Origin of the sequence: Bradyrhizobium prioriisuperbiae, from assembly GCF_032397745.1 — a bacterium.
Lineage (GTDB): Bacteria > Pseudomonadota > Alphaproteobacteria > Rhizobiales > Xanthobacteraceae > Bradyrhizobium_A > Bradyrhizobium_A prioriisuperbiae.
Window position 1 is genome coordinate 8,088,643 of the sequence record NZ_CP135921.1, and the last position, 25,118, is coordinate 8,113,760.

The 25,118-nt window shown below is 63.4% G+C and carries 24 protein-coding genes; 12 read left to right on the plus strand and 12 right to left on the minus strand.

What is annotated here, in order from left to right:
* Positions 1–41 precede the first annotated feature (41 nt).
* The 8 genes from RS897_RS37460 (at position 42) to RS897_RS37495 (ending at position 9,483) form a co-directional block, all read left to right on the plus strand.
* Positions 42–1,088 carry a LacI family DNA-binding transcriptional regulator gene (locus RS897_RS37460; protein ID WP_315833688.1) on the plus strand — a complete coding sequence of 349 codons (1,047 nt, stop codon included), beginning with the start codon at positions 42–44 and terminating at the stop codon, positions 1,086–1,088.
* A 308-nt stretch (positions 1,089–1,396) separates the two neighbouring features.
* Positions 1,397–2,407, plus strand: a complete 1,011-nt coding sequence (locus tag RS897_RS37465) for an ABC transporter permease (RefSeq protein ID WP_315833689.1) — start codon at positions 1,397–1,399, stop codon at positions 2,405–2,407.
* A gap of 10 nt (positions 2,408–2,417) precedes the next feature.
* Positions 2,418–3,302: an ABC transporter permease gene (locus tag RS897_RS37470; protein WP_315833690.1), complete on the plus strand. Its 885-nt coding sequence runs from the start codon at positions 2,418–2,420 to the stop codon at positions 3,300–3,302.
* A gap of 8 nt (positions 3,303–3,310) precedes the next feature.
* On the plus strand, positions 3,311–5,386 hold the full coding sequence (locus tag RS897_RS37475; RefSeq protein WP_315833691.1) for an ABC transporter ATP-binding protein: 2,076 nt from the start codon (positions 3,311–3,313) through the stop codon (positions 5,384–5,386).
* Positions 5,387–5,395: 9 nt separating this feature from the next.
* Positions 5,396–7,012, plus strand: coding sequence for an acyl CoA:acetate/3-ketoacid CoA transferase (locus tag RS897_RS37480; protein WP_315833692.1), 1,617 nt, complete (start codon positions 5,396–5,398; stop codon positions 7,010–7,012).
* 16 nt (positions 7,013–7,028) lie between these two features.
* Positions 7,029–7,853, plus strand: a complete 825-nt coding sequence (locus tag RS897_RS37485; RefSeq protein ID WP_315833693.1) for a shikimate dehydrogenase family protein — start codon at positions 7,029–7,031, stop codon at positions 7,851–7,853.
* Positions 7,850–8,290, plus strand: a complete 441-nt coding sequence (locus tag RS897_RS37490; RefSeq protein WP_315833694.1) for a MaoC family dehydratase — start codon at positions 7,850–7,852, stop codon at positions 8,288–8,290. Before RS897_RS37485 ends, RS897_RS37490 begins: the two co-directional genes overlap by 4 nt.
* A 47-nt stretch (positions 8,291–8,337) precedes the next feature.
* Positions 8,338–9,483: an acyl-CoA dehydrogenase family protein gene (locus tag RS897_RS37495; RefSeq protein WP_315833695.1), complete on the plus strand. Its 1,146-nt coding sequence runs from the start codon at positions 8,338–8,340 to the stop codon at positions 9,481–9,483.
* Here the strand turns inward: RS897_RS37495 and RS897_RS37500 are convergent, their stop codons facing one another.
* From RS897_RS37500 to RS897_RS37525, 6 genes are all read right to left on the minus strand, one after another.
* A complete protein-coding gene (locus RS897_RS37500; protein ID WP_315833696.1) occupies positions 9,484–10,296 on the minus strand; it encodes an ABC transporter permease in 813 nt (270 codons plus the stop codon).
* Positions 10,297–10,316: 20 nt separating this feature from the next.
* A complete protein-coding gene (locus tag RS897_RS37505; protein ID WP_315833697.1) occupies positions 10,317–11,201 on the minus strand; it encodes an ABC transporter permease in 885 nt (294 codons plus the stop codon).
* An 11-nt stretch (positions 11,202–11,212) separates the two neighbouring features.
* Positions 11,213–11,425 (minus strand): TOBE domain-containing protein, encoded by a 213-nt coding sequence (locus tag RS897_RS37510; RefSeq protein WP_315833698.1) that lies wholly within the window; start codon positions 11,423–11,425, stop codon positions 11,213–11,215.
* Positions 11,409–12,275, minus strand: coding sequence for an ABC transporter ATP-binding protein (locus RS897_RS37515; protein ID WP_315833699.1), 867 nt, complete (start codon positions 12,273–12,275; stop codon positions 11,409–11,411). Before RS897_RS37515 ends, RS897_RS37510 begins: the two co-directional genes overlap by 17 nt.
* A gap of 85 nt (positions 12,276–12,360) precedes the next feature.
* Positions 12,361–13,524: an ABC transporter substrate-binding protein gene (locus RS897_RS37520; RefSeq protein ID WP_315833700.1), complete on the minus strand. Its 1,164-nt coding sequence runs from the start codon at positions 13,522–13,524 to the stop codon at positions 12,361–12,363.
* Between the two features lie 362 nt (positions 13,525–13,886).
* The gene (locus RS897_RS37525; RefSeq protein WP_315833701.1) at positions 13,887–15,413 is read right to left on the minus strand and encodes an MFS transporter; all 1,527 of its coding nucleotides are present in this window, start codon (positions 15,411–15,413) and stop codon (positions 13,887–13,889) included.
* Positions 15,414–15,470: 57 nt separating this feature from the next.
* Here RS897_RS37525 and RS897_RS37530 point away from each other — a divergent pair, with 57 nt between their 5' ends.
* Positions 15,471–16,400: a helix-turn-helix transcriptional regulator gene (locus RS897_RS37530; RefSeq protein ID WP_315833702.1), complete on the plus strand. Its 930-nt coding sequence runs from the start codon at positions 15,471–15,473 to the stop codon at positions 16,398–16,400.
* On the opposite strand, the gene upp is transcribed toward RS897_RS37530, so the two are convergent.
* The 3 genes from upp to RS897_RS37545 are packed head-to-tail and all read right to left on the minus strand — an operon-like array spanning position 16,385 to position 19,555.
* Positions 16,385–17,014: a uracil phosphoribosyltransferase gene (gene upp, locus RS897_RS37535; RefSeq protein ID WP_315833703.1), complete on the minus strand. Its 630-nt coding sequence runs from the start codon at positions 17,012–17,014 to the stop codon at positions 16,385–16,387. The two genes, RS897_RS37530 and upp, sit on opposite strands and share 16 nt — an antisense overlap.
* A 29-nt stretch (positions 17,015–17,043) precedes the next feature.
* Positions 17,044–18,279 (minus strand): URC4/urg3 family protein, encoded by a 1,236-nt coding sequence (locus RS897_RS37540; RefSeq protein ID WP_315833704.1) that lies wholly within the window; start codon positions 18,277–18,279, stop codon positions 17,044–17,046.
* 19 nt (positions 18,280–18,298) lie between these two features.
* On the minus strand, positions 18,299–19,555 hold the full coding sequence (locus RS897_RS37545) for a GTP cyclohydrolase II (protein ID WP_315833705.1): 1,257 nt from the start codon (positions 19,553–19,555) through the stop codon (positions 18,299–18,301).
* Between the two features lie 250 nt (positions 19,556–19,805).
* Between RS897_RS37545 and RS897_RS37550 the strand changes: the two genes are divergently transcribed.
* The 3 genes from RS897_RS37550 (at position 19,806) to RS897_RS37560 (ending at position 21,438) form a co-directional block, all read left to right on the plus strand.
* Positions 19,806–20,111, plus strand: a complete 306-nt coding sequence (locus RS897_RS37550) for a hypothetical protein (protein WP_315833706.1) — start codon at positions 19,806–19,808, stop codon at positions 20,109–20,111.
* Positions 20,112–20,282: 171 nt separating this feature from the next.
* Positions 20,283–20,522, plus strand: a complete 240-nt coding sequence (locus RS897_RS37555) for a hypothetical protein (protein ID WP_315833707.1) — start codon at positions 20,283–20,285, stop codon at positions 20,520–20,522.
* Positions 20,523–20,604: 82 nt separating this feature from the next.
* A complete protein-coding gene (locus RS897_RS37560; protein WP_315833708.1) occupies positions 20,605–21,438 on the plus strand; it encodes an IclR family transcriptional regulator in 834 nt (277 codons plus the stop codon).
* 154 nt (positions 21,439–21,592) lie between these two features.
* Here RS897_RS37560 and RS897_RS37565 read toward each other — a convergent pair whose 3' ends face one another.
* Genes RS897_RS37565 through RS897_RS37575 form a run of 3 tightly spaced genes read right to left on the minus strand, consistent with a single transcriptional unit; the run spans position 21,593 to position 25,083 of the window.
* Positions 21,593–22,306, minus strand: a complete 714-nt coding sequence (locus tag RS897_RS37565; protein WP_315838874.1) for an ABC transporter ATP-binding protein — start codon at positions 22,304–22,306, stop codon at positions 21,593–21,595.
* A 16-nt stretch (positions 22,307–22,322) separates the two neighbouring features.
* A complete protein-coding gene (locus RS897_RS37570; RefSeq protein WP_315833709.1) occupies positions 22,323–24,128 on the minus strand; it encodes a branched-chain amino acid ABC transporter ATP-binding protein/permease in 1,806 nt (601 codons plus the stop codon).
* A 4-nt stretch (positions 24,129–24,132) separates the two neighbouring features.
* A complete protein-coding gene (locus tag RS897_RS37575; RefSeq protein ID WP_315833710.1) occupies positions 24,133–25,083 on the minus strand; it encodes a branched-chain amino acid ABC transporter permease in 951 nt (316 codons plus the stop codon).
* Positions 25,084–25,118: the final 35 nt, after the last annotated feature.

Consider the following 25,118-nt stretch of genomic DNA (forward strand, 5'->3'; position numbering starts at 1 on the left):
ACAGTTTGACGAAGGGTGGGAAAAAGGTGCACGAAGCGGGCATGAAACGTCCCAGCAAAAGCCGGCAGCCCGCGCAGCGCGTCACCCTGCACGACCTGGCGCAACACGCCGGCGTGTCGCGGGCAACGGTGTCGCTGGTGCTGCGCAAGAGCCCGCTGGTGGCGGACAAGACGCGGGAGAACGTGCTCGAGGCGGTGACCGCGCTGGGCTATGTCTACAATCGCGGCGCGGCGAACCTGCGCACCCAGCGCTCCCACACCATTGGCGTCGCGATCAACGACATTACCAATCCCTATTTCGCCGAGCTGACGGCCGCGATCCAGCGTGCCTTTTTCGATCTCGGACGCACGGTGTTCATTGCGAACTCCGAGGAAGACCCGGCCCGGCAGGACCAGTTCATCGCCACCATGCGCGAGTACAATGCCGACGGGCTTGCGATCTGCCCGTCGCAAGGCACCACGCGCCAGACGCTGAAGCGGCTGAAGGAGCAAGGCATTCCCTGCGTGCTGATTTCGCGCAATGTCGCGGGCTGCGGCCTCGACTATGCCGGCCATGCCAACCAGGCCGGCATGCAGATGGCGACCGAACATCTGATCGAGCTGGGGCACCGGCGCATCGCCATGATCGGCGGAACCGACCTGATTTCCACCGGTGCGGAGCGGCGCAAGGGCTATCGCGACGCGCTGGCTAAACACGGCATTCCAATCGACGAAGATCTGATCGTGCCGGGCACGGCGCCGACCCGCAGCTTCGGTGCGAGCACCGTGAAGGCCCTGCTGCAGATCAAGAATCCGCCGACTGCCGCTGTCTGCTTCAACGACGTCATCGCCTTCGGCGTGATGCTGGGACTGCGTCAGGTCGGCCGCGAACCGGGGCGCGATTTCGCTGTCGTTGGCTATGACGATCTCGCCGAAGCTGAGTTGTGGACGCCCGCGCTCTCTACGGTTGCAATCGATTCCGTCGGCATCGGCGCCGCGGCGGCACAGCTGCTGCTGCAGCGCATCGAACATCCCGACGCACCGCCGCGCCGCATGGTGTTCGAGCCGAAGCTGATCCTGCGCGACTCCAGCTGCCCGCCGCGTCGATAAGCGAGCCGGCAACGGGGTTTGTTCCCTGGCATTCCCACGCGTGCGCGCTCGCAGCAAACCTGCTGAACGCGATCTCTCCTCCCTGCGGAACAATTTTTTGCTCGCGACGTCCATGATTTGACCGCGACCATAAATGACAATTGACATGGCGTCACCCAGAATTTAGAACGATCTAATACGGCAAATAATGAAAATAAACGACATCGGGAGGGATTCATGGCTGTTCGCAATCGGCGCACGATGCCGGCCCCGGCTGGCACACACATCGCCCGCATCAGTGACCTGCAGCGGCACTGACGGAGCTGGCCATGCTGCGCTTCCTGGTTTCGCGTTTAGGATTGACCGTCCTGATGGCGCTGCTGGCGACACTGGTCATTTTCCTGATCGCCAACATGGTGCCGGGCGATCCGATCCTCGCACAGCTCGGCGACGTCGCCGCCTCCAACAAGGAGTTCGTGGCGGAGTGGCGGGCCAAATGGGGCCTCGATCTGCCGCTGTGGGAGCGCTACTTCATTTTCCTGAAAGGCCTGCTGCACGGCGATCTCGGAATTTCGATCTCGTCGCAGCGGCCGGTGCTGCAGGATATCGCTCAGTTCGCACCCGCGACTCTCGAGCTCGCGACTATCAGCTTTCTGCTCGCACTGGTGATCGGAATTCCACTCGGCATCATCGCAGCCGTTCGGCGTGACAGCTGGATCGACCATGTCGCCCGGCTGGTGTCGCTGGTCGGCGTGTCGTCGCCGACCTTCTGGCTCGCCTTCATCGTGCTGGCGATCTTCTATGGCGGACTCGAAATCGCGCCGGGCCCCGGGCGGCTGGATGCGGTCGCCTTCCCGCCGCAATCCATCACCGGCTTGATGCTGATCGACAGCCTGCTGGCCAGCGACTGGGACACCTTCCGTGATGCGGCCGCGCATCTCGTGCTGCCCTCCATTGTGCTGGCCGCCGCGACACTGGGACTGATCACCCGCACCATGCGGGCCAGCATGCTGGAGAGCATCCAGCAGGACTATGTGCGCGTCGCCCGCGCCAAGGGCCTGAAGCCATCTGCCATCATCCTCGGACACGTGCTGCCGAATGCGCTGATCCCCGTGGTCACGCTCGGCGGCCTCGCCTACGCCAACCTGCTCACCGGCGCGGTGATGACCGAGACCGTGTTCTCCTGGCCGGGCCTCGGCCGCTATACCTTCCGCAGCGCCGCGACCCTCGATGTGCCCGCGATCATGGGCATCACCCTCATCGTTGCGATGGTCTATCTGCTGGTCAATCTCTTGACCGACATCAGTTACGCCCTGCTTGATCCGCGCGTGAATCGATGAGGCTGAATCGATGACCATCGCCTTCGATCAACCAACATCGACCGCGCTTCCGATCGCCGCCGTTCCGACCGCGACGCAACGCTGGCGCCGGCGGTATGGCCTTGCAGCCTTCGGCACAGCCATTGTGGTCGGCTGGATCATCCTTGCGACCGCCGCTCCCCTGCTGACGCCGTACCAGCCGGATCTGGTCGACGTGACAAACCGGCTGCAACCACCCACCTGGGCCCATTGGCTCGGGACTGACGTTCTCGGGCGCGACGTGCTGACCCGCCTGCTGTATGGCGCGCGGGTGTCGCTGCTGACCGCCCTGGTCGTGGTGATCGCCGGTGCCCTGTTCGGCACGCTGGTGGGCGGCATTGCCGCCTATGCGCGTGGCACGACCGAAAACATCATCATGCGTCTGACCGACCTGGTGCTGTGTTTTCCGCCAATCATCCTGGCACTGGCGATTGCCGCGGCGCTCGGGATCGGCGCGCTCAACACCATGATCGCCATGCTGGTGGTGTGGTGGCCGAAATTCGCTCGCCTCGCCCACTCCCTCGTGCTGGTGCAGCGCTCGCAGGAATATGTTGAGGCTGCCACGGTAATGGGCTTCGGCCCCGGACGTATCCTGCTGCGCCATATCATCCCCAACTCCGTGGGGCCGCTGGTGGTGCTTGTGACGCTCGATCTCGGCAACGCCATCATGACCTTCGCCGGCTTGTCGTTCCTCGGTCTCGGCGTGGTGCCGCCGACACCGGAATGGGGCTCGATGGTGGCCGAGGGACGCGAGCTGGTGCAGCAATGGTGGGTCGCGACCTTTCCGGGACTGGCGATCCTGACCGTGGTGCTCGGATTCAACTTCCTCGGCGACGGCGTGCGCGACTGGCTCGATCCGAAAGCAAGGATGCGGTGAGCAGGCCCATGAACATGCATATCGACACATCGGACGTCGTTGCGTCGCGGCCGGCGCTGGAAGTCAGGGACCTGAAGACGCAGTTCTTCACCGATGACGGCGTGGTGCGCGCCGTTGACGGTGTCAGCTTCACGGTCGGCGCCGGCGAGACGCTCGGCATTGTCGGGGAGTCCGGGTCCGGCAAGAGCATCACCGCCTTGTCGCTGATGCGGCTGCTGGACGAGCCCAGCCGGATTGTCGGCGGGGAAATCCGCTTCCAGGGCCGCGACATGCTGCGCGCCAGCCCGGAGGAGTTGCGCAATCTGCGCGGCGACCGGCTGGCGATGGTGTTCCAGGATCCGATGACCTCGCTCAATCCGGTGCTCAAGATCGCGCGGCAATTGACCGAGACTATGGTGGTGCACGGCCGCTACACCACCGAAGAAGCCGGCAAGCGCGCCGTCAGCCTGCTCGGCCGCATGGGCGTCAGCGCGCCGGAGCGCGCCATCGACAGCTATCCGCATCAATTCTCCGGCGGCATGCGTCAGCGGGTGATGCTGGCGCTGGGCATGAGCAACGAACCGGCGCTGCTGATCGCCGACGAACCGACCACGGCGCTGGACGTCACCATCCAGGCGCAGATCCTGGAACTGCTGCGCGAGCTCAATCGCGATTTCGGCACCGCCATCGTGCTGATCAGCCACGACCTCGGCGTCATCGCCCGGGTCTGCGCCCGCACCATCGTGATGTATGGCGGCGAAGTGGTGGAGGAAGGCCCGACCGAGGACCTGCTCGCCGATCCCCGCCACCCCTACACCTGGGCCCTGATCAACGCCGTTCCCCGCGTCGACGAAGCAACTTCAGACAACCGGCGCCTCACCACCATCGAAGGCCAACCGCCGGATCCCCTCAACCACCCCACCGGCTGCCGCTTTGCTCAGCGCTGCCCGTTCCGGATCGAGAAGTGCGATGAGCATCCCGCTCTCGACGACGTGCTGCCCGGGCGCAAGTCGCGGTGCTGGGTTACGCAGTCGGGCCAGAAGCTCGACGTGAAACGGCGCGCGCCGGTGTCCGCGACGGTCGCACCGGCATCGGCTGCCCCCAAAACCGCGGCGTCGGCCGCGCCACCGGTGCTGATCGTTCGCGACATCGTCAAACGTTTCGCGCTGCCGAAGCGTGGCTTCTTCGAAGCGCCGCGATTCGTTCACGCCGTCGATCACGTCGATCTCGATGTCCGCCGCGGCGAGACGGTCGGCTTGGTCGGGGAATCCGGCTGCGGCAAATCCACCCTGGCGCGCACCATCGTCCGCATCCACAAGCCGGACGCTGGCGAGATCCTGTTCGACGGACATGACATCGCAACGCCTTCGCTCAGCGATATCCGCCCGCTGCGAAAACGTATCCAGATGGTGTTCCAGGACCCCTACGCCTCGCTCAACCCGCGCATGAGTGTGGCGGACATTCTGGGCGAGCCGCTGCGGTTTCACGGCCTGACCACCAGCAAGGCCGAGACCCGCGAGCGCATCGAGGAGCTGCTCAGCATCGTCGGTCTCAGTCCCAAAGCGGCGCAGCGTTATCCGCACGAATTCTCCGGCGGCCAGCGCCAGCGCGTCTCGATCGCACGCGCGCTTGCGGTGAGGCCGGATTTCATTGTGGCTGATGAGCCGATCTCCGCGCTTGACGTCAACATCCAGGCCCAGATCATCAATCTGATGCTCGACCTGCAGGACCGCTTCGGGCTGACGTATCTTTTCATCGCCCACGATTTGGCGGTGGTCAGGCACATCTCCGACCGGATCGTGGTGCTCTATCTCGGCAAGGTGATGGAGATCGCGCCGGCCGGCGCCATCTTCGCCCGGCCGTTGCATCCCTACACGCGCTATCTCATCTCGGCGGTGCCGATCCCCGACGCGGCGGTCGAGCGCCAGCGCACCCACGTCCAACTCACCGGAGAGCCGCCGAGCGCGATCAATCCGCCGTCCGGCTGCCGCTTCCGCACCCGCTGCCCGATCGCAAAGCCGGTGTGCGCCTCAACACCGCCGCCTTTGGTCGAATATGCGTCCGACCATTTCGCGGCCTGTCATTTCCCGAACCAGCTGTCCTAGGAGGCCCCCGTGCAACGCGTCAGTGCCGACGAAGCCGTCAAACTCATCCGTTCCAACGACACCATCGTGATCGGCGGTTCGGGCGGTGGCCATGCGGTGCCGGAAGCGCTGATGGCCGCGCTGGAGCGTCGCTTTCTCAGCGAGGGACAGCCGCGCAATATCACGGCCGTGCATCCGGTCGGGCTCGGCGACGGCGCAACGCTGGGCGCCAATCACTTCGCTCACGAAGGCCTGCTCAAGCGCATTGTGTGCGGCACTTTCGTCAACTCGCCGAAGATTTCCGACCTCGCGATCGCCAACAAGATCGAGGGCTACACCCTGCCGCAAGGCGCACTGTCGCAGCTGATGCGGGAAATCGCGGCCGGACGTCCCGGCCTGATGACCAAGACCGGTCTGCATACGTTCGTCGACCCCCGCCATGGCGGCGGGCGGCAAAGCGAATGCGCGCCCGAAGGCGTGGTTGAGCTCATCGACTTCCGCGGCGAGGAGTATCTGTTCTTCAAGCCGTTCCACATCGACGTCTGCTTTATCCGCGGCACCACCGCCGATGAAGACGGCAACATCACCATGGAGCAGGAAGCAGTGTTCCTGGAGATGCTGTCGGAGGCGCAGGCCACCAGGCGCTGCGGCGGCCTCGTGATCGCGCAGGTCAAGCGCATGGCCAAGCGCGGCACCCTGCCGCCCAAGGCGGTGAAAATCCCCGGCATCCTGGTCGACCTCGTGGTCGTCGAACCCGGCCAGTGGCAGACCTATGACGTCGAATACAGCCCCTCCTATGCCGGCGAATTACGGATGCCGTTGTCGGACATTCCGGTGTTGCCGCTCGATGCCCGCAAGATCATTGCCCGGCGCGCCGCGCTCGAACTGTTTCCCGGCGCAATCTGCAATCTCGGCTCGGGCATCTCCACCGGGATCGCCAATGTCGGCGCCGAGGAAGGCGTCCTGGACGAAGTCTGTTTCACCAACGAGCAGGGCCTGGTCGGCGGCGCGCCGGCGTCCGGCGGCGATGCCGGCGCGGCACGGAATTATTCCGCCATCATCGACCAGCCTTACCAGTTCGATTTCTATGACGGCGGCGGCCTCGACCTCGCCTTCCTGTCGTTTGCTGAAGTCGATGCCACGGGCAATGTCAATGTCAGCCGCTTCGGCAACCGCATTGTCGGCCCCGGCGGCTTCATCAACATCAGCCAGAATGCCAAAACCGTGGTGTTCAGCGGCACCTTCACCGCCGGCAAATCCGAGATCGCCTGGCCGGACGGCAAGATGAATATCATCAGCGACGGCAAACAGCCGAAGCTGGTCGAGACAGTCCAGCAGATCACTTACAGCGGCCCCTATGGCGCGCAGCGCGGCCAGCGGGTGCTCTATGTCACCGAACGCGCGGTGTTCCGCCTCACCGAGCGTGGCGTCGAACTGATCGAATTGGCGCCGGGCGCCGATGTCGAGCGCGATGTCATCGCGCGCATGGGCTTCCGGCCGCAGATCTCACCGGCGCTCAGGACCATGGATGCCAACCTGTTCCGGCCCGAACCGCTGCGGCTCGACCGTCATCTCGCCGGCAAATCCCGCCGCCCCGGCCCGGCCCACCTGAACACCCCCGCGGATCTGATGACCGCCGCGCAATAACGGAAACAGGAAAACCATGACGAACACCGACATCCAGCAGGTCACCATCGACGGCGAAACGCGACTGCTGGCCATTATCGGCGATCCCATCGGCCAGGTGAAATCGCCGCGCACACTCAATCCGCGGTTTGCCGCGGCCGGCATGGACACGGTGCTGCTGCCCGTGCATGTCAAACCGGAGCTGTTCGATATCACGGTGCAGGGACTGATGGCCGTCGGCAATCTCGACGGCATCATTGTCACCGTGCCCTACAAGGCGCGAATCCTGCCACTGATCGACGAGGTGCTGCCGATGGCAGCCCAGGTCGGCGCGGCGAATGCGCTGCGCCGACAGGCCGACGGCCGCTGGTGTGGCGACATGTTCGACGGGCGCGGCCTGGTGCGCGGGCTGCGCAACGCCAAGATCAATCCCGCGGTGCGCCGCGTCATGCTGATCGGCGCCGGTGGCGCCGGCAGTGCGGTCGCGGTGGCGCTGGCCGATGCCGGCGTATCCGTGCTCACCATTTTCGATGTCGACAGCAACAAGGCTGACGCATTGGCCCGCCGTGTCGCCGTGGCGTTTCCGGCCTGCAGCGTTCGTACCGGGCCGGTCGATATTCCGGGTCATGACACGCTGATCAACGCCACGCCGATCGGCATGGCGCCGGGCGACGGACCGCCCGCTCCGCTCGACGGGCTCACCTCGGAGGTGCTGGTCATCGACGTCATCATCAAGCCGGACACGACGCCGTTCCTCGATGCCGCGCGGGCCACCGGCTGTCGCACCTTCAATGGCCGCCTGATGCTGGACGGCCAGGCGGAGGAGTTGGCTGCCTTCTTCGGCGCCGGAGAACGGAGATGACGGACACCCATCTTGCGGTCGGAGAGACGGCAACTTTTTCAAAGACCATTTCCGAGGCCGACGTGGTGCTGTTCTCGGGTCTCACCGGCGACTTCGATCCGATTCATGTCAATGAACAATACGCCAAAACCACGCCGTTCGGGCGCCGCATTGCCCATGGCGGACTGGTGATGGGACTGCTGTCGACCACCGCCTCCATGATGTCGCGACGCTCGGTGGAGCGTGGCTCGACCGCGACATCGGTTTCACTGGGCTATGACAAGATCCGTTTCATCCGCCCGGTGTTCATCAACGACACCCTCACCGCCCGCTACACCATCGAAGAGATCAATGCCGCGGCCGGGCGCAGCCGCTCCAAAGTGGAAGTCATCAATCAGGCCAATGAGCTGTGCCTGGTCGGCACGCATGTCATGAAATGGATTCCGGCCAAAGCCTGACATCGCCTGCGCTCGCCTCCGTATCAACGATTTGAAAGTTTCTCTCCATGCAGCTCTCGGACACCCACCAGGAGATCCGCCAGACCACCCGCCGCTTCGCCGAAGACGTCATCCGGCCGCAAGCCGAAGCGCTGGACCGCGACGAGACCTTTCCCGGCGAGATCTACAAACAAATGGGCAAGCTCGGGCTGTTCGGCATCACCACGCCGGCGGAGCTGGGCGGAGCCGGTCTCGACGTCGTCGCCTATGCCCTGGTGATGGAGGAATTGTCGCGGGGCTACTCATCGGTGGCCGATCAATGCGGGCTTTACGAGCTGATCGGCACGCTGCTGTCGGTGCATGGTACGCCCGAGCAGCAGACCAAATGGCTGAAGCGCCTGCTCAGCGCCGAACTGCGGCCGGCCTATTGCATCACCGAGGCCGATGCCGGCACGGATGTCTCCGGGATCAAGACCACGGCCGAGCGGACGCCGTCCGGGTGGCGGCTGAACGGCTCGAAACTTTGGATCCACAACGCGCCGGTCGCCGACGTCGGATTCGTGCTGGCGCGCACCGACAAGGCCGCCGGCAAGCGCGGCATGAGCATCTTCATTGTCCCGTTCGATCGCCCCGGGGTGTCGCGCGGGCTGAAAGAGCACAAGATGGGACAGCGCGCCTCTCAAGTCGGCGCGCTGCACTTCGAGAATGTGGAGTTGCCGGCCGACGCGCTGCTGGGCGCGGAAGGGCGTGGCTTCCAGATCATGATGGGCGCACTCGACAAGGGGCGGGTCGGGATCGCGGCACTTGCGGTCGGCATCGCCCAGGCCGGCCTCGAGGCCGCGCTGGACTATGCCGGCACCCGCAAGCAGTTCGGCCAGCGCATCGCCGATTTCCAGGGCCTGCAATGGATGCTGGCCGACATGGCCAAGGACATCACCGCGGCACGGCTGCTGGTTCATCAGGCCGCAAGCGCGCTCGATACCGGACGATCGGCCACCATCTACTGCTCGATGGCGAAATGTTTTGCCGGCGACATGGCGGTGGCGCAGACCGCCAACGCGGTGCAGATTTTCGGCGGCAGCGGCTACATCAGGGGATTCGAGGTGGAGCGGCTTTATCGCGACGCCAAGATCACCCAGATCTATGAAGGCACCAACCAGATCCAGCGCTCGATCATCGCCCGTGAGCTTTTGGCCAACGGCGTGCCGGCCTGATTAACGGTCGAGTCGGAACACCATCTGGGTCGGCCGCACGAAACGCAGCGCCACCAGCAGCAGCGCCATCACCATCACCATGTAGATCACGGCCATGGCATCGATCGAATAGACCGGGCGCACGCCGCCGGCGAACATGTTGTAGAACAGCGCCACCACCAGGGTCTGGGAGCCGCCGCCGCCCAGCAGGAACGCCAGCTCGAAGTTCGAGATGGTATTGACCAGGATCAGGATGCCGGCGGTGAGAATGCCCGGGATCATCAGCGGAAACAGGATGCGCCGGAAAATTTGCGCCCGGCTGGCGCCCAGAACCTGGGCGCTGCCCTCAAGATTGACGCTGATCTGCTCAAAGAACGGCATCAGGATAAAGACCGCGAGCGGCACCATCGGCACCATCACTGCCAGAATGACCCCGAGCACTGATCCGCCGACGCCGTAACGATACAGCGTGGTCGCCAGCGGAATGCCGTAGGTCATCTGCGGGATCACCATCGGCAGGAAGTACAAAAGCAGCAGCAGCGACTTGAAGCGGAAATTCCGCCGCGCCAGGATGTAGGCTGCCGGAAACGCGATCAGCAGGGACAGCACCACCACCGCGACCGCTACGAACAGCGTGACGCTCAGCACCTGCCCAAGGTCAAAATTCTTCCAGGCATAGCTGAACCAGTCGGTGGTGAAGGCCGGCGGCAGCGGGTTGCCGAACCAACGCTTGGCAAAGGCGCTCACCACAACGTGAGAAACGATGCCAATCATGTTCAGGATGAAGCCCAGGATAAAGAGATACAGCGCCAGGTTCCACAATCGTCCACGCATCGTATGTCCCCGCTCTGCCGCTACCGTTTCCCAACACCCATCGTCGCCGCCGGCGACAGCCTGCGCCGAAACAAGATGATGACGACCAGCGCCGCCAACTGGCAGAGCCCCATCACCACTGCAATCGCCGAGGCATAGGACATGTCGTATTGCTCGAATGCCTGCTGATAGGCAGCGATCGAAATCGTGCGTGTCGAGCCGGATGGCTGGCCCAGCATCATGGCCGACGGAAACACCGCGAAACTCATCACGAACACCAGCGCGAACGCGATCGCCAGCCCCGGTGCGATCAACGGCAACATCACGCGCCGAAACACCACCCACGGCGTGGCCCCCAGCATCCGGGCCGAACGCTCGAGGCTGGGATCGATGCCGGAGATGTAGCCCAGCAGCATCAGGAAGCAGAACGGAAATTGCTGCATGAACAGCGCCAGCGTCACGCCGATATAATTATGGGTCAGGATGAAGGGATCGCTGACCAGACCGAGCGCGATGACAATTTGGTTGAACCAGCCCTGCGAGCCGTAAAAACCGAGAATACCTTCCGACAGCAGGATCACGCCGAGCGAAATCGGCAGGATCAGAATCGTGGTGACGGTGCGCTCCATGAAGAAGCCGCGACGCATGCCGTAGGCCAGCACGAGCGACAGCACCAGAACAATGATGGTGCATGGCACCGCCAGGCTGAAGGTAATCCAGATGGTGCCGTACTGATAGGGATCGCTAAAGAACGTCAGATAGTTGGCGAGGCTGAACCCCGCCATCTTCTGCGGCCGCAGGCTGAGATAGAGCCCGTACAGGAACGGGTACACGAACATGCACAGCACATAGAGCAGCGACGGCAAGATGCAGAGCATCGCAAAGACGTCGAATTCGCTTCGTTCGCGGGGTGTCGTTGCGCGCATGGGATTCTCGATCATTCGCTGGGCAGCACCACGACCTTGTCGACGGGAAAGCCGAGGCTGACGGTGTCCCCGACCTGCATGTCCGTGGCTGTGCGCAACCACACCCGCGTGCCGTCGTCGAGACGGACGGCGGCTTCCTGCTCGCGCCCGAGATATTCCACGATCTCGACCCGCCCGCGAACGGCCCCCTCGCCGATCAGCACGTCTTCAGGACGGATCGCCATGATGGCGCTGGCTCCGACCCCAAACGCGGGATCGGTGGTCTTCCCCCCGCAGCCGGACACCTGCGGTGTCCGCCTCAACAACTCCGTCCACAACCGCAACGATCTTGCCCCTGAAGAAATTCCGGAAGCCCATGAAATCGGCCACGAACATGTTTCGCGGACGGTCATGGATCTCCTGTGGTGAGCCGGATTGCATCAGCACACCATCCTTCAGCACCACGATTCGATCGGACAGCGACAGCGCCTCCGCCTGATCGTGGGTGACGTAGATCGAAGTCAATCCAAGCTCCGAATGGATCTGCTTGATCTCGGCGCGCATCTCGACCCGCAGCTTGGCATCGAGATTGGAGAGTGGCTCGTCGAACAGCATGAGACGGGGACGCAATACGAGGGCGCGTGCGATCGCCACACGCTGCTGCTGTCCGCCGGACAGTTGCCCGGGGTAGCGATCTTCATATCCCAGCAACTGGACCAGACGCAGCATGTCCTGCACCCGCCGCTTGATCTCATCCTGCTGAAACGATTTCAGAGTGAGACCGAACGCGACGTTGTCGAACACGGTCATATGCGGGAACAGCGCATAGTTCTGGAACACCATGCCGAAGCCGCGCTTTTCCGGCGGCAGCTCGTCGGCGCGCTTGCCGTCAAGCCAGATTTCGCCCGCGGTGGCGGGCGTCAATCCGGCGACAATCGACAGCGCGGTCGACTTGCCGCATCCGCTGGGTCCCAGAAACGTGACGAACTCGCCGCCACGGATTTCAAGTTCGAGGTTATCGAGAACGGTCTTGTTGCCGTAGCGCTTGGTGATGCCCATGCGCAGGGAATTCAACGACGTGATTGGTTCCGGCATGTACCCCGCCTGTGGGACAGATCAGCCGGGTCGCCGCAGGGGCGGCCCGCATTGAACGGATACTTGGAATGGATGTCGGGCTGGCTTATTTCTTGACCTGGTCCGCGCCGATTTCGCGATCCCACCGATCCATGGCGTAGCTCAGTTCCTTGACCGCCAGTGTCGGTGCCGTCTTCCACTTGGTGCCGATCTGGTCGTACTCGGGGCGCCAGAACTCCTTGACCTGGTCCTGGATGTCCTTCGGCGCCTTGTCGAGCGTCGCGGCCTTGATCGAGGGTCCGATGAAAGCCGGCCAGGTCAGTTGCTGCTGCTCGGGCGTGCGCATGAACTTCATCAGGTCGAGGATGACGTCGATCTGATCCTGCGGAACGCCGACCGGAATTGCCCAGTAATGGCCGTCGATCACGAAGGTGGTCTTCTCCATGATGGAGATTTTCGAGTCCGGCGGAATGACGCTCTGCGCCCGGGGCTTCATGTCCCATTCCATGATGCCGGCGATGATCCAGCGCTGGCCCTGCGCGAATTCCTTCAGGGTGATGGCCGTGCCGGTGGGATAATATTCGACCGACTTGCCGAGCTCCTTCAGATAAGCCCAGGTCTTGTCCCAGCCCTTTTCCGGATCGAGCGGTTTTGAATCGCCGAGGATATAGGAGATGCCCTGCACGATGGAGCGGCCCGGGCCGCTGTTGGCGGGACGCGCATACATGAACTTACCCGGGTTGGCCTTCGCCCACGCCAACAATTCCTCCGCGGTCTTCGGCGGGTTCGGCACCTTGCTCGGATTGTAGATCAGCACCGGACCGCCCGGGCTGACCACCGACGGCAGGAGATAACCACCGCCCTCGTCCTGCAGCTCCTTGCCGGCTTCCGTCAGTTCGTCGCGCGGAAACATCTTGTCGTAGGTCGGAAACAGTTTGATCAGCTGATTGTTGGCGGCGAGCACCGAGCCGCCGTCCTGTCCTGTCAGGATCAGATTGATGTCAAGACGGCCGGCATCCTGCTGCGCCTTGATCTTGGCCGGCACTTCGGGCGCCGGGGCACGCTGCAGCTTGATCTCCTTGACCTTCTGCGGATTGGCTTTCTTGTAGTTTTCGATGATGGCCTGCGTAGAGGCGAGATCGCCGCCGGTGTCGATGATGGACAACGTGATCGGCTCGGCGAGCCCAGACCGGGGCAACAGCGCAGCTGCGGCAACCGCAGTCAGCACAAAGACAGGCAGCCGCAACCATGCAACCGGACGAGTCCGCATGTTCAGTCCCTCCCTGAATTTTTATAACGGCCGCGACTGATGCTGCGGCCGCTTTATTGGATCGTTCCAAGAACACGGCGTGCCGTGAGGAGTGTCAAGGCAGCTTTACAATTTTTAACAACTTTGAAAAGTCGTTTGTGTCAATTGCGCTGCGATATAATCGCGCGTGACAGCCACGCGGAACGCGTCAACACACGGACCGCTTCGCGCCGCACGGCAACCGCGCCATTGATGCGCAGCCACCGATTTGACTCGGTACGGCTCATCGAGAAACGCTATGGTTTCAGCGTCGAGCGATACCTCCAGCGCAGACATCGCGTCGTCGAGATGCGACATCCTGGTGGCGCCCCCGATCGCTGAGGTCACGCCCGGCGAACGACAGTTCGCCCCAGGAACTTTCGACCGAACAAAATGGGGAGAAGCCCGAGCACAAGCAGAATCACACCGACCTGATAGCTCATGCCCAGCATGAACGCATAAGCGTGATCGGCCGTGTCGGGTGAATCGACCGGAACGGAAACTCCAAAATAGAACATGTTGACAATGGCCACGCCGAACGCGCCGCCGACTTGCTGGCAGGTCGCGACCAAACCCGCGGCTGACCCGGCATGATCTTTTCTCGTGCTCGCCAAAACCGCATTGAGAAGCGGCGGCAAAAACAGCCCCTGCCCAACTCCGACAGCCAGAAGTACGGGAACAAGACCCCAGCCGTTGGCGACATGGTGCGTCATCGCGATGACGATGCACCCACCATAACCGAGCGCCGTGAGAAAGCCCCCGGTCAACATGGCAGCAAGCGATCCGTAGATTTGAGGCTGTCGATTGGCGATGAGTGAAGTGACCAGGAAGGCGGCCGGAATTGGCACGGTGACCCATGCCGTTTGCCACGGCGAATAATGGAGCCCGACCTGAAGAAAGAGTGCCAGCGCGAATAGAAATCCGACAAGTGTCGAATGAAACAGGAAGGCGATCGCCGTTCCGCTTGAAAATGCCGGGATCGCAAACAGGTCGGTCTGAATCAGTGAATTGGTGCAGCGACGTGCCTTACCGCGTTGATCGAGCAGGAACACGACAAGCATTCCGCCGCCCGCAATCATGAAGCCGACGATCCAGCCCGGCCAACCGGCGTGGCGCCCCTCAATCAGTGCATACAGCAGCAACCCGAGGCCACAGGCGCAGAGCAATGCGCCGGTGACATCGAGGCGCGCAGCCCGGTCCGGCCGTGTTTCGGGGAGCCACCTTATGGCACCCGCGCAAGCAGCAAAGCCTATCGGAACACTGACCAGAAACACCAGGCGCCATCCCGTCCCGAACAGATCTGCCGCGATCAGCGCACCGCCGATCAGCGGGCCGGAAATTCCGGACAATCCCAAGGCGACACCGAAAGCGGCGAAGGCCCGGGCGCGGCGGCCCTCGTCTCCAGCCGTCACACGAATGATCGAGAGAATTTGCGGAAACATCATCGCCGCGGCCAGGCCCTCGCCGATACGTGCAGCGATCAGCATCGCAGCCGACGTTGCCAAACCGCAAACAAGAGCCGTTGCCGTGAATCCGGACAAACCCCAGACAAACATGCGTCGGCGACCATACAGATCGCCAAGACGTCCGCCGGTGATGAGCATGCAGCCATAGGCAAGACCATAGAACGCAACGACGGCAGATATCTCTGATGGCGAAGCGCCGAACTCCCGTTGGATGCTCGGGATCGCAACATTGACGATGAAGGTGTTCATCACCGCGAGAAAGACACCGCTGAGGAGAACGACAAGCCCCATCGGGCTCAACTGAGCCTGATCTGGAGCTGATACGAGCGAGGACATGGCAAACGCTTTCGATGTGGGGCAAACGTGCGCGATCGGTATCGATCGCCGCGCGCTACATCGAGCCATGTGTTATGATTGGACCAGAGAGCATCTTATCCAGGTATTAGAAGTATCAGGTTCGGCATGACCACCCGCAGCCGTGTCCCGCAACGCACTGAACTCGCTGCTTTCCTCAAAAGCCGGCGCGCCGGGCTGTCGCCTGCGGACGTGGGATTGCCGGCCACGCCGCGACGGCGAACACCCGGGCTGCGGCGGGAGGAAGTCTCACACCTCGCGGGCATCGGGATCGCCTGGTACACGTGGCTGGAGCAGGGTCGCGAGATCGATGTCTCGACTCACTTCCTGGAGCGAATTGCGCAGGCGCTGCGGCTTGATTCGACCGAACGCGCACATCTCTTCACCATGGCCCACAATCGCCCGCCACCGATCGCGCCAAGCGACGCGATCGAAGTGTCCCCCACCTTGCGCCGGATGCTCGAGACGGTCGCCGGCCCGGCTTATCTCGCAACTCCCTCCATGCATGTGCTGGCCTGGAATACAGCACTGTCGGCTGTGTTCGGCGACATGAGCGTGATCCCGGTCGAAGATCGAAATATGCTGTGGCTGGTGTTCGCAAGCCCCTCGCACCGGGCCACCATTCCGGATTGGGAAACCGATGCGCGTGCGATGCTTGCGCGCTTCCGGGTGGAATTCGGACGCCACCGCGACGACCCGGCATTTCTGACGATCATCGAGCGCCTGCAGCGCGCGAGTCACGAATTTCATCGCTGGTGGCCGGAGCAGAACGTCAGCTCACGCGCCAACAAAACCAAACGGTTCGAGGCTCCCGGTGTCGGCCAGATGGAGCTCGAGCAAAGCACATTCCTTGTCGAAGAAGCCGTCAACCTGCGACTTGTGACCTACACGCCGGTCGACGAACAAAGTGCAGGGAAAGTGAAACAGCTTCAAAAGGAATGGAAGACGCGCCAGCGCCTTCGAAGCTCCAGAAGCAAACCACGATCGGACAGCGCCGAAACCATCAGCGCAATGCAAGACGGCTACCGCGTGCCGTAGGCACGGTCGCCGGCATCGCCCAATCCGGGAACGATGAAGGCCGCGTCATCCAGCCCCTCGTCGATGCCCGCGGTCCACAGCGGCACATCGGGATGCAGGCCGCGCACCCGCTCAACGCCTTCCGGCGCGGCAAGCAAACAGACCAGACGGATGTCCTTGGCGCCGCGTTCCTTCAGGCGATCGATGGCGGCGACTGCCGTGTTCGCGGTCGCCAGCACCGGCGACACCACGATGGCCAGCCGCTCCTGCAGATCGGAGGGCGCCTTGAAGAAATATTCCACCGCCGTGAAGGTCTGGGGGTCACGATAGAGACCGATGTGGGCGACGCGTGCGGTGGGGACCAGATCAAGCATGCCATCGACAAAAGTCACGCCGGCGCGCAGCACCGGCACGAATACCAGCTTCTTGCCCGCGATCTTGGCGGAATGCATGCGGGCCAGCGGCGTCTCGACCTCGACGTCGGTCAGCGGCAGATCGCGCGTGACCTCGTAACACAGCAGCATTCCGATTTCCTTGAGCAGTTCACGGAATGACTTGGTCGAGATGGTCTTGTCGCGGATGAGCGTCAGCTTGTGCTGGACCAGCGGATGACCGACAACCGTGACGCCTTCCATGGCCTCTCTCCTTCAATATCTCTTGATACTCAAAATACAGTGCCGTCGCTAATAACCCTGACCGGCGGCGAGCCGTCGGGCCGACGCTCGAACGCAAGCTTGCGGCCCGCGGCCCAGCTGCCACCTTCGAGAATTCGGGCCAGCGGCAGGCTGGTCGCATCCTTACTCAGCCGTTGCCGCACGGTTTGCGCCAGCCGATCGAGCAGCGCGACGGTCAGCGCCCGCCATTCCACCACCAGCGGCGACGCCACATCGTGCTCACGCGTCGCATCCGCGGGATCGCGGAACGACAGCACGCCGGCGTCGACGAACAATCCGCCGTTGCGGTATTCCGCAAGCCCGGTGAGACCATCGATGTCGGTCACGGTGAGGCCGGCGCGCTGCAGCGGCTCAATCAGTGAATAGGTCAGCCATTGCGACAGTTTGTGCAATGGCACCAATCCGGTCGTCGCGTCATCGGTCACCAAGGAGGGATGACGCCAGCAATCGCCGAGAGGGACGCCGTCGAGGGACAGCCGCGACGGCCAGATCGCGCCGAGCTGACGCAGCACTTCGGAGAGAACATGTGGCGCGGCAATCGTGTTGTGATCGGCTGACGATACCAGACGGTCGACCAGCCCGCCAGGGCGCGGCGTGTCGTTGCGGCCGAAGATCTCGGGCTTCACCGCAAGCAGCGCACCGAGACGGCGCAGCAGATCGACCCTGCCCTCCAGGCCCACCAGCGGATTGGCGTCGGTCACCTGAAAACCGCGACACAGATCGGCGACCGAAAGATTTATCAGTGCTTCTGCGTCGACACGCAGCGGCTCCGTCTGTCGGGTTGAGAACGCGCCGGCGGCAAACATGTCGAGGCTCGCCAGTGCAAGGCCTTCGGAGCGGCCGATGGCGACGCCGCTCGCGTCATCACGATAACGCCACGCCGGACCCGCCCCCGCATCGAGCAGCACGCTGACAATGGCGAGATCGAATTCGGCGCGCGCCCGTGCGATCGGATCAGGCCAGGCCGCAGCGTCGGCAATCCCTGCCCATCGATCGGCCCCGCCGACCACGAAGTGACGCCAGCGCGAATGGAACGGAACATCGCCGGTGGGATAATTCTTTTGCGTGACGGCCAGCACAAGATCGACGGCGGCGTCGAGCCGGGGCAGATCAATGCGGAAGTGCGGAAGCTTATCCTCCAGCCCGATCGCCAGCAGGCGGTGCGCGCGATCGCGAACCGCCTGGGCGGACAAAAGGGACAACGCATCGACGGTGTCGACTGCCACGAGAACGCTCCGGCCGGGATCAGTATTTGTCGAGGGAACGGCCGACCGAGTCGGTCAGATCCTGCGGCTTCGGCTGCTCCGGCGAGAAGTATCCGGCGGCTTTCTTGGCTGCGATCTCCACATGCGCGTCGGCCGGGATCAGATCGTCGGGGATCGGAACCCGCTCGACGATGTCGACGCCCTGTCCAACAAGTGCGTCATACTTCATGTCGCTCATGGAGACGAAACGATCGATCCGCCGCAAGCCGAGCCAATGGATCACGTCTGGCATCAGCTGCTGGAAACGCGCGTCCTGCACGCCGGCCACGCACTCGGTGCGTTCGAAGTAGGCCGCAGCCGCATCGCCGTCTTCCTGGCGCTTGCGTGCATTGTAAACCAGGAACTTGGTGACTTCGCCGAGTGCACGGCCTTCCTTGCGGTTGTAGACGATCACGCCCAGGCCGCCGGTCTGGCCGGTGCGCGCGCATTCCTCGATGCCGTGGATCAGATACGGACGGCAGGTGCAGATATCGGAGCCGAACACATCCGAGCCATTGCATTCGTCATGCACGCGGCAGGTGATCAAGGTGCGATGATCGGGCAGCTTGTTGACGTCGCCGAACAGATACACGGTGGTGCCGCCGATCGGCGGCAGGAAAACCTGCAAATCGGGCCGCGTCACCAGTTCGGGGAACATGCCCGCGGTCTGCTCGAACAGCGCACGGCGCAGATTGGTCTCGCTGGTGCCGAAGCGTTGCGCGATGCCCGGGAGATACCACACCGGATCGATCGCGATCTTGACCACCGACACGCTGCCATTGGCATGCACGACATCGCCGTCCGCCACCAGGCGCTTGGCCGCCAGCGCGGCCTGCAACTCCGGCAGGTCGAGCCGCGCCCGCGTGATCGCAATGCTCGGCCTGATGTCGACGCCCTCGGCGATCTCGGTGCGGAAATTCTCCGCAACCAGATGTCCCCATGGATCGAGCGCGACAATGCGGCCGGGTTCGCCCCACTGCGGAAACGGACCGACGGTGGCCGCCGGATAGGTGTTTGTCAGGTCCGGGCGACGAATGGGATCGAGCGCGCCCGATGAGACCGCGAGTGCGCGATACACCGCATAGGATCCACCGTGGCTGCCGATCACGTTGCGATCCTGCGGACGGGAGACGGTGCCGATGATCGGCCCGCGCTCGCGTGCGGTCGCGGCGCCCCAGGTAATAGGGAAATCGTGCTTCGCTCCCGGCACGGGGTGCGACGTCAGGCGGATATGATCAGTGCGATTCGAACGGGTCATCGGTAACCCCAAAGTCGGCGGGTCCTAAAACGGCGACGGCCCGCCTGAACGACGGGCCTGACCAGCAAAACCAAATGAAACACGCGAGCCGTTAAAACTCGCTTACAAACAATATAGGCCATCCAGATGTACTTACAATGACCTAAAACGTTGAACTTGGTCGCCTTTTGGTGATGCCAAAGCCGTTGGCAACGCGGCTGTCCGTGATATAGTAGGCTGTTTCTTCTCGCGCCTCGAGGGAGGGAACATCTTGGGCGAACTGCATAACTGGCTCGTCAGCCAGCACCCGGGTCTGCGGACCTACAAATCCTTTCAACACAAGGCCTTGGAGCTTGCGTCGTCGGACGCGGAGCATGGCGCGCTTTATCGCCTGCTCGCATCGATGGTGGGACGCTATATCGAGTCCTTCGACGAAGAACCGCTTCCCGTCGACGTCGCCAAGCAGGCTTATCAGCGCCTGCTCAGCATTGTCGACGACGCGGAAAAGTCGACCACCGCGCCGGCTCTCGAGCAGGTGAAAACACTGAACAGGGTGGCCGCGACCGAACTGTTCTGAACGGCCCTCCGTCATTCGGCGGAGGACTTTTCGCATACGCAAATCAGCATCAATCAGCTGCCTTCGTTCCGACCGAAGGCAGGGTTGAAAAACTGCGAATTGCGCCCGCGCGTCACCGGGGCCACGATTGCGTCACGTCGACACAACGACGGCCTGCATCGGACCACGACGATGACAACCACAACTCAGACCTCAAGCCACCTGCTCGAAACCGCAGCGATCGGTCTTGCCTGCCTGCTGTCGCTGAGCATCCTGATCCGCTTCCACGACGCGGATGACGCGGCCATCCATCACGCCTCGCCGCCGGCTTTCGGTCCGGCATACGCTCAGCGCAAAACGGCCACCCCGCCTGCTGTCGATCCGAACGACGAGGTCCGCAAGTTGATCGCCGAGATGAGGTTGCACGACTAAACACGCATTTCGGCATCGAAGCCCTCCCCTTGCCGGCCACGACTCGCTATACCGTTCGATGCATGAGAGAGGCGTCGAACGGATGAAAGTGGAAGGGCGCGGCGTACAGTCGATCGAAGTCGGGGGCCGGATCCTGACCGCGCTGATCGAACTGGGACAGCCGACCATGCTGCGCGATCTCGCGGCGCGCGCGGGGATGACCTCGGCGCAGGCCCACGCTTATCTCGTGAGCTACCGAAAGCTCGGCCTGGTCGAACAGAATCCTGCCAACGGCCACTACTTTCTTGGCCCCCTGGCGCTGCAGCTCGGTCTGGTGCGCATGCGCGGCTCCGATCCCCTGCGCATGGCCAGCGACACATCGATCGAGCTGTCCGAAGCCACCGGCTACATGGTCACCGTGACGGTGTGGGGAACGCACGGACCGACCATCATCCAGGTGCATGAGGCGGCTTATCCGGTGCACGTCAATCTGCGCGCCGGGGCGCTCTACACCCTCACCGGCACCGCCACCGGCCGGCTGTTCGCGGCGATCTATCCGTTCGAAGTGGTTCGCACACTGCTGGCGCGGGAGATGCGGGCCGAGCAGAAGGCGCAGCATCTGCCGAGCGGAAAATCCCGCGAGGCCTTTACGGAGGATTTCGACGAGATCCGCCGGCTGGGCTACGCCACCACCGAAGGCGTGCCGGTGCCGGGCATCAACGCCGTCAGCGTTCCGGTGTTCGACCAGAGCCAGAAGATGCAGTTTGCCCTGACAGCGATCGGACCGACGTCCGCACTCGACGTGCGCACGGGAAGCCGCGATGTGGCTGGTGTGGCCGAAGCGATCAACCGGTTGTCTGAGAAGCTGGGTTATCGGCCCGATCTCGCTGCCAATCCCGCGCCGGCCAAGCCGAGAATGCGCCCACGGCGGGGTTAGACGGAAAGCCCTCTCGCCATATCTCCTCATGGTGAGGAGCGCGGCACGCGCGTCTCGAACCATGTGGCCCGTGACGCCTTGGCCTCGTCCTTCGAGACGCAGGCTTCGCCTGCTCCTCAGGATGAGGGTGTAAGTTGTTTATGACGCAGTTGAACTAATGCGCGCTGCCCAGATAGGCCTTGCGCACGTCCGGATGCGCCAGAAGCTCGGCGCCGGTGCCGCTCATGGTGATGCGACCGCTGTCGAGCACGTAAGCGCGATCGGCCAGCCGCAAAGCGAGGTTGGCCATCTGCTCGATTAAAAGGATGGTCATGCCGCGCGCGCGCAGATCGCGGATGATGGCGAAGATTTCCTTGATAATAAGCGGTGCGAGCCCGAGCGACGGCTCGTCCAGCAGCAACAGCCGCGGCGCGCCCATCAAAGCGCGGCCGATCGCCAGCATCTGCTGCTCACCGCCCGACAGTGTGGCGGACATCTGGTCCTGGCGTTCGCGCAGACGCGGAAACAGCCGATACTGTTCTTCAAGAGCTGCCTCCAGATCGGGGGCGCTCAAGCGCCGTGCATATGCACCGAGTTCGAGATTGTCCCGGATGGTCTGATCGGAGAAGACCTGGCGCCCCTCCGGCGACAGCGCGATGCCGAGTTGCACGCGGCGATGCGGAGCGGAGGCGGTAATGGCGTTGCCTTCGAACCAGATTTCACCCGTCCGCGGTTGCATCAGGCCGGCGATGGCCTTCAGCAGCGTGGTTTTGCCGGCGCCATTGGCGCCGACGATGGCGACAACCTGGCCCTGCTCCACCTCGATGGATGCGTTGGACACCGCCTCGATCGGGCCGTAGGACACGCTGACATTGTCGAGCCTCAGCATCGTCATGCGCCGTCTCCTACGAGGCCGTGGCGGCAACGACCGGATGGTCGTCGGCCTCGTCGACACCGAGATAGGCTTCAGTCACCCGTTTGTCGCTCTGCACCACGGACGGGGGCCCTTCCGCGATCTTCTCGCCATAGTCGAGCACGATGACATGGTCGGCGATCTTCATCACCAGATCCATGTGATGCTCGACCAGCAGGATCGTGATGCCCTGGTCGCGGATGCGCACCAGCAGCCGGCCCAGTTCTTTGGTCTCCTGCGGATTGAGCCCGGCAGCTGGCTCATCAAGCAACAACAGTTCCGGCTCGGTCGCGAGCGCCCGCGCCAGCTCGACGCGCCGCTGCAGGCCGTAGGCCAGATCGCCGGCCGGTTTCTCGGCGTGTTCCGACAAGCCGACAAACTGCATGATGGTCTCGACCCGGCGAAACGCCAGATCCTCCTGTTGCCGGGAGCGCGGAAGCCCGAGCAGCGAGATGAAGAAACCATTCGTCATGCGGCGATGTTGGCCGACCAGGATGTTGGTCCGGACGCTGAGATCCTTGAACAGCCGCAGGTTCTGGAAGGTACGGGCAATACCTTTGCCGCAGATGGCATGCACCGGCTTGTGGGTGATGGTCTCATCACGAAAGGCGATCTCGCCCTGGTCGGGCTTCACGATGCCCGACAGGATGTTGATGAAGGTGCTTTTGCCGGCGCCGTTCGGGCCGATCAAAGCGTGGATATGTCCCGCGGTCAGAGTCGCACTGAGGTCGCGGGCCGGCCGCACGCCGCCATAGGATTTCGAAATGCCGGAGGATTGCAGCAGCGTCGTGTTCTTCTCGCACGCCGCCTTGCGCTGAAGCAGAGCCGGGACGACGCCGGGGGACTCGACGCACGGCAGTGGCGCGGGCTTTGTGCGAAAGCGCGCGAAAAGCCCGGTGGCGACACCGGCGAGACCTTTGGGCATCACATAAAGCGCGAACAACAGCAGCGCGCCATTGGCGAAATGCTCGGCCCAGCTCCAGCGCGCGAGAAAACTGCCGAGCAACGTCAGCGTCACGGCACCCAGCAACGGCCCCGCCAGCGAGCCGCTGCCGCCGAACATCACCAGCAGCAGGATAAAGACCGACAGATTGAAATTGATGAAATCGGAATTGATGTACTGGTTCTGCTGGGCCACCAGCGCACCCGCCAAGCCACAGGTCGCGGCCGCAATGACGAAGGCGGCGACCTTGTAACGAAGCACCGGCACGCCCATCGAGCCCGCGGCAACTTCGTCGGCCTGGATCGACAGCAATGCGCGGCCGAACCGTCCGGTCAACACGTTGCGCAGCAGCAGGTGGACACCCAGCGCAAGCACCAATGCGAACCAGACCCAGTGCTTCATCTCGAACGGCGCGCCGTTGAGCGTCAGCGGCTTGATGGCATAGATGCCCATGGCACCGCCGAAGATATCGGAGGCTTCAGTGACCAGCTTCTCGACCACGATGCCGAACGCCAGTGTCACCATCGCCAGGCTCGGTCCCTTCACCCGCAGCGAGGGGGCTGCGATCAGCACGCCGAACAATGCGGACACCACCGTCGCCACCAGCAGCGCCAGCCAGGGATTCATGTCCCAGGTCGTGGTCAACAGCGCCACCGCATAGGCGCCGGCCGCGAACAATCCCGCCTGCCCCAGCGACTTCTGGCCGGCGAAGCCGACCAGCACGTTCATACCGCTGGCACACAGAAAATAGACGCAGATCGAAAACAGGATGCGGAGATAGAAATCGTTGCCGGTGGCCAATACCAGGGCCGCACCGATCGCCGTCACGCCGATGGCCACGAACGTCCCGCGCATCGGCTCAGACCTTGTCCATCGCGCGCGAACCGAACAGGCCATTGGGCCAGACGGCAAGCACCAGGATGATCAGGACAAAGATCACGATCTCCCGCCACTGTGCCTGCCACAGCGCGATCCCCTGCTCCAACAGCCCGAGGATAAAGCCGCCGAAGATGCAGCCACGCGGATTGTCGAGACCGCCCATGATGGCGCCGGAAAACGCCTTCAACGCGATGCCGAGCCCCATGAACAGCGAGGCTGAGGCAATCGGTGCCACCAGCAGGCCGCCGAGCCCGGCCAGTGCACTGGACAACACGAACGCGCCGATCATGATGGCGGCGACATTGATGCCCATCAGTGATGCCACCGCCGGATTGTGCGCCACCGCCCGCATCGCCTTGCCGATGCGCGTGCGCCGCATCACCAGGTCGAGCGCAATCATCACCGCGACCGCAACCGCCAGCACCAGCAGTTCCTGCGGCCGCACGCCAACGCCGGCGAACCGCAGTACGTCGTCGCCGAACGGCGACGGCAGCTTGACCGGTGCCGGCCCCCAGACCGCAAGCCCAATGCTCTGCAGGATGATGCCGAAACCGATGGTGCTCATCACCCAGGACATGCCGGGCTTGCCGGCAAACGGCCGGACCGCGGCAACGAAGATTGCGATCCCGAGCACGCCGGTGACACAGCCGACCACCAGCGCCGCAACCGGATAATTGAAGCCGGCCGACGCGCGATCGGTCAGGCCTGCGATGCCGGTGCTGCCGCTGTGTGCGGACATGAAATAGAGCGTCGCCACCCCGACAAAGGCGCCGAAACTGATGAATTCGCCTTGCGAGAAATTGAGGGTCTTGGTGGTGGTGAAGGTAATACTGAAGCTCAGCGCGATGAGCGCGTAGATGCCACCGACCGCAAGGCCGCTTACCAACACCTGCAGATAGGTCGCCAGCACCGCGAATAGCCCTCCCGACACCGCCGCGTCCCGCCCGGAGACGACCGGACGGGACG

What these genes read in the sequence shown, in the direction of transcription:
- RS897_RS37530 (WP_315833702.1), top strand. Translation starts at nt 15,471, where the DNA reads ATGACCACCCGCAGCCGTGTCCCGCAACGCACTGAACTCGCTGCTTTC.
- RS897_RS37495 (WP_315833695.1), top strand. Translation starts at nt 8,338, where the DNA reads ATGCAGCTCTCGGACACCCACCAGGAGATCCGCCAGACCACCCGCCGC.
- RS897_RS37465 (WP_315833689.1), top strand. Translation starts at nt 1,397, where the DNA reads ATGCTGCGCTTCCTGGTTTCGCGTTTAGGATTGACCGTCCTGATGGCG.
- upp (WP_315833703.1), bottom strand. Translation starts at nt 17,014, where the DNA reads ATGGAAGGCGTCACGGTTGTCGGTCATCCGCTGGTCCAGCACAAGCTG.
- RS897_RS37470 (WP_315833690.1), top strand. Translation starts at nt 2,418, where the DNA reads ATGACCATCGCCTTCGATCAACCAACATCGACCGCGCTTCCGATCGCC.
- RS897_RS37565 (WP_315838874.1), bottom strand. Translation starts at nt 22,306, where the DNA reads ATGCTGAGGCTCGACAATGTCAGCGTGTCCTACGGCCCGATCGAGGCG.
- RS897_RS37560 (WP_315833708.1), top strand. Translation starts at nt 20,605, where the DNA reads ATGAAAGTGGAAGGGCGCGGCGTACAGTCGATCGAAGTCGGGGGCCGG.
- RS897_RS37545 (WP_315833705.1), bottom strand. Translation starts at nt 19,555, where the DNA reads ATGACCCGTTCGAATCGCACTGATCATATCCGCCTGACGTCGCACCCC.
- RS897_RS37475 (WP_315833691.1), top strand. Translation starts at nt 3,311, where the DNA reads ATGAACATGCATATCGACACATCGGACGTCGTTGCGTCGCGGCCGGCG.
- RS897_RS37490 (WP_315833694.1), top strand. Translation starts at nt 7,850, where the DNA reads ATGACGGACACCCATCTTGCGGTCGGAGAGACGGCAACTTTTTCAAAG.
- RS897_RS37570 (WP_315833709.1), bottom strand. Translation starts at nt 24,128, where the DNA reads ATGCGCGGGACGTTCGTGGCCATCGGCGTGACGGCGATCGGTGCGGCC.
- RS897_RS37505 (WP_315833697.1), bottom strand. Translation starts at nt 11,201, where the DNA reads ATGCGCGCAACGACACCCCGCGAACGAAGCGAATTCGACGTCTTTGCG.
- RS897_RS37520 (WP_315833700.1), bottom strand. Translation starts at nt 13,524, where the DNA reads ATGCGGACTCGTCCGGTTGCATGGTTGCGGCTGCCTGTCTTTGTGCTG.
- RS897_RS37510 (WP_315833698.1), bottom strand. Translation starts at nt 11,425, where the DNA reads ATGGCGATCCGTCCTGAAGACGTGCTGATCGGCGAGGGGGCCGTTCGC.
- RS897_RS37500 (WP_315833696.1), bottom strand. Translation starts at nt 10,296, where the DNA reads ATGCGTGGACGATTGTGGAACCTGGCGCTGTATCTCTTTATCCTGGGC.
- RS897_RS37485 (WP_315833693.1), top strand. Translation starts at nt 7,029, where the DNA reads ATGACGAACACCGACATCCAGCAGGTCACCATCGACGGCGAAACGCGA.
- RS897_RS37555 (WP_315833707.1), top strand. Translation starts at nt 20,283, where the DNA reads ATGACAACCACAACTCAGACCTCAAGCCACCTGCTCGAAACCGCAGCG.
- RS897_RS37515 (WP_315833699.1), bottom strand. Translation starts at nt 12,275, where the DNA reads ATGCCGGAACCAATCACGTCGTTGAATTCCCTGCGCATGGGCATCACC.
- RS897_RS37525 (WP_315833701.1), bottom strand. Translation starts at nt 15,413, where the DNA reads ATGGCTCGATGTAGCGCGCGGCGATCGATACCGATCGCGCACGTTTGC.
- RS897_RS37460 (WP_315833688.1), top strand. Translation starts at nt 42, where the DNA reads ATGAAACGTCCCAGCAAAAGCCGGCAGCCCGCGCAGCGCGTCACCCTG.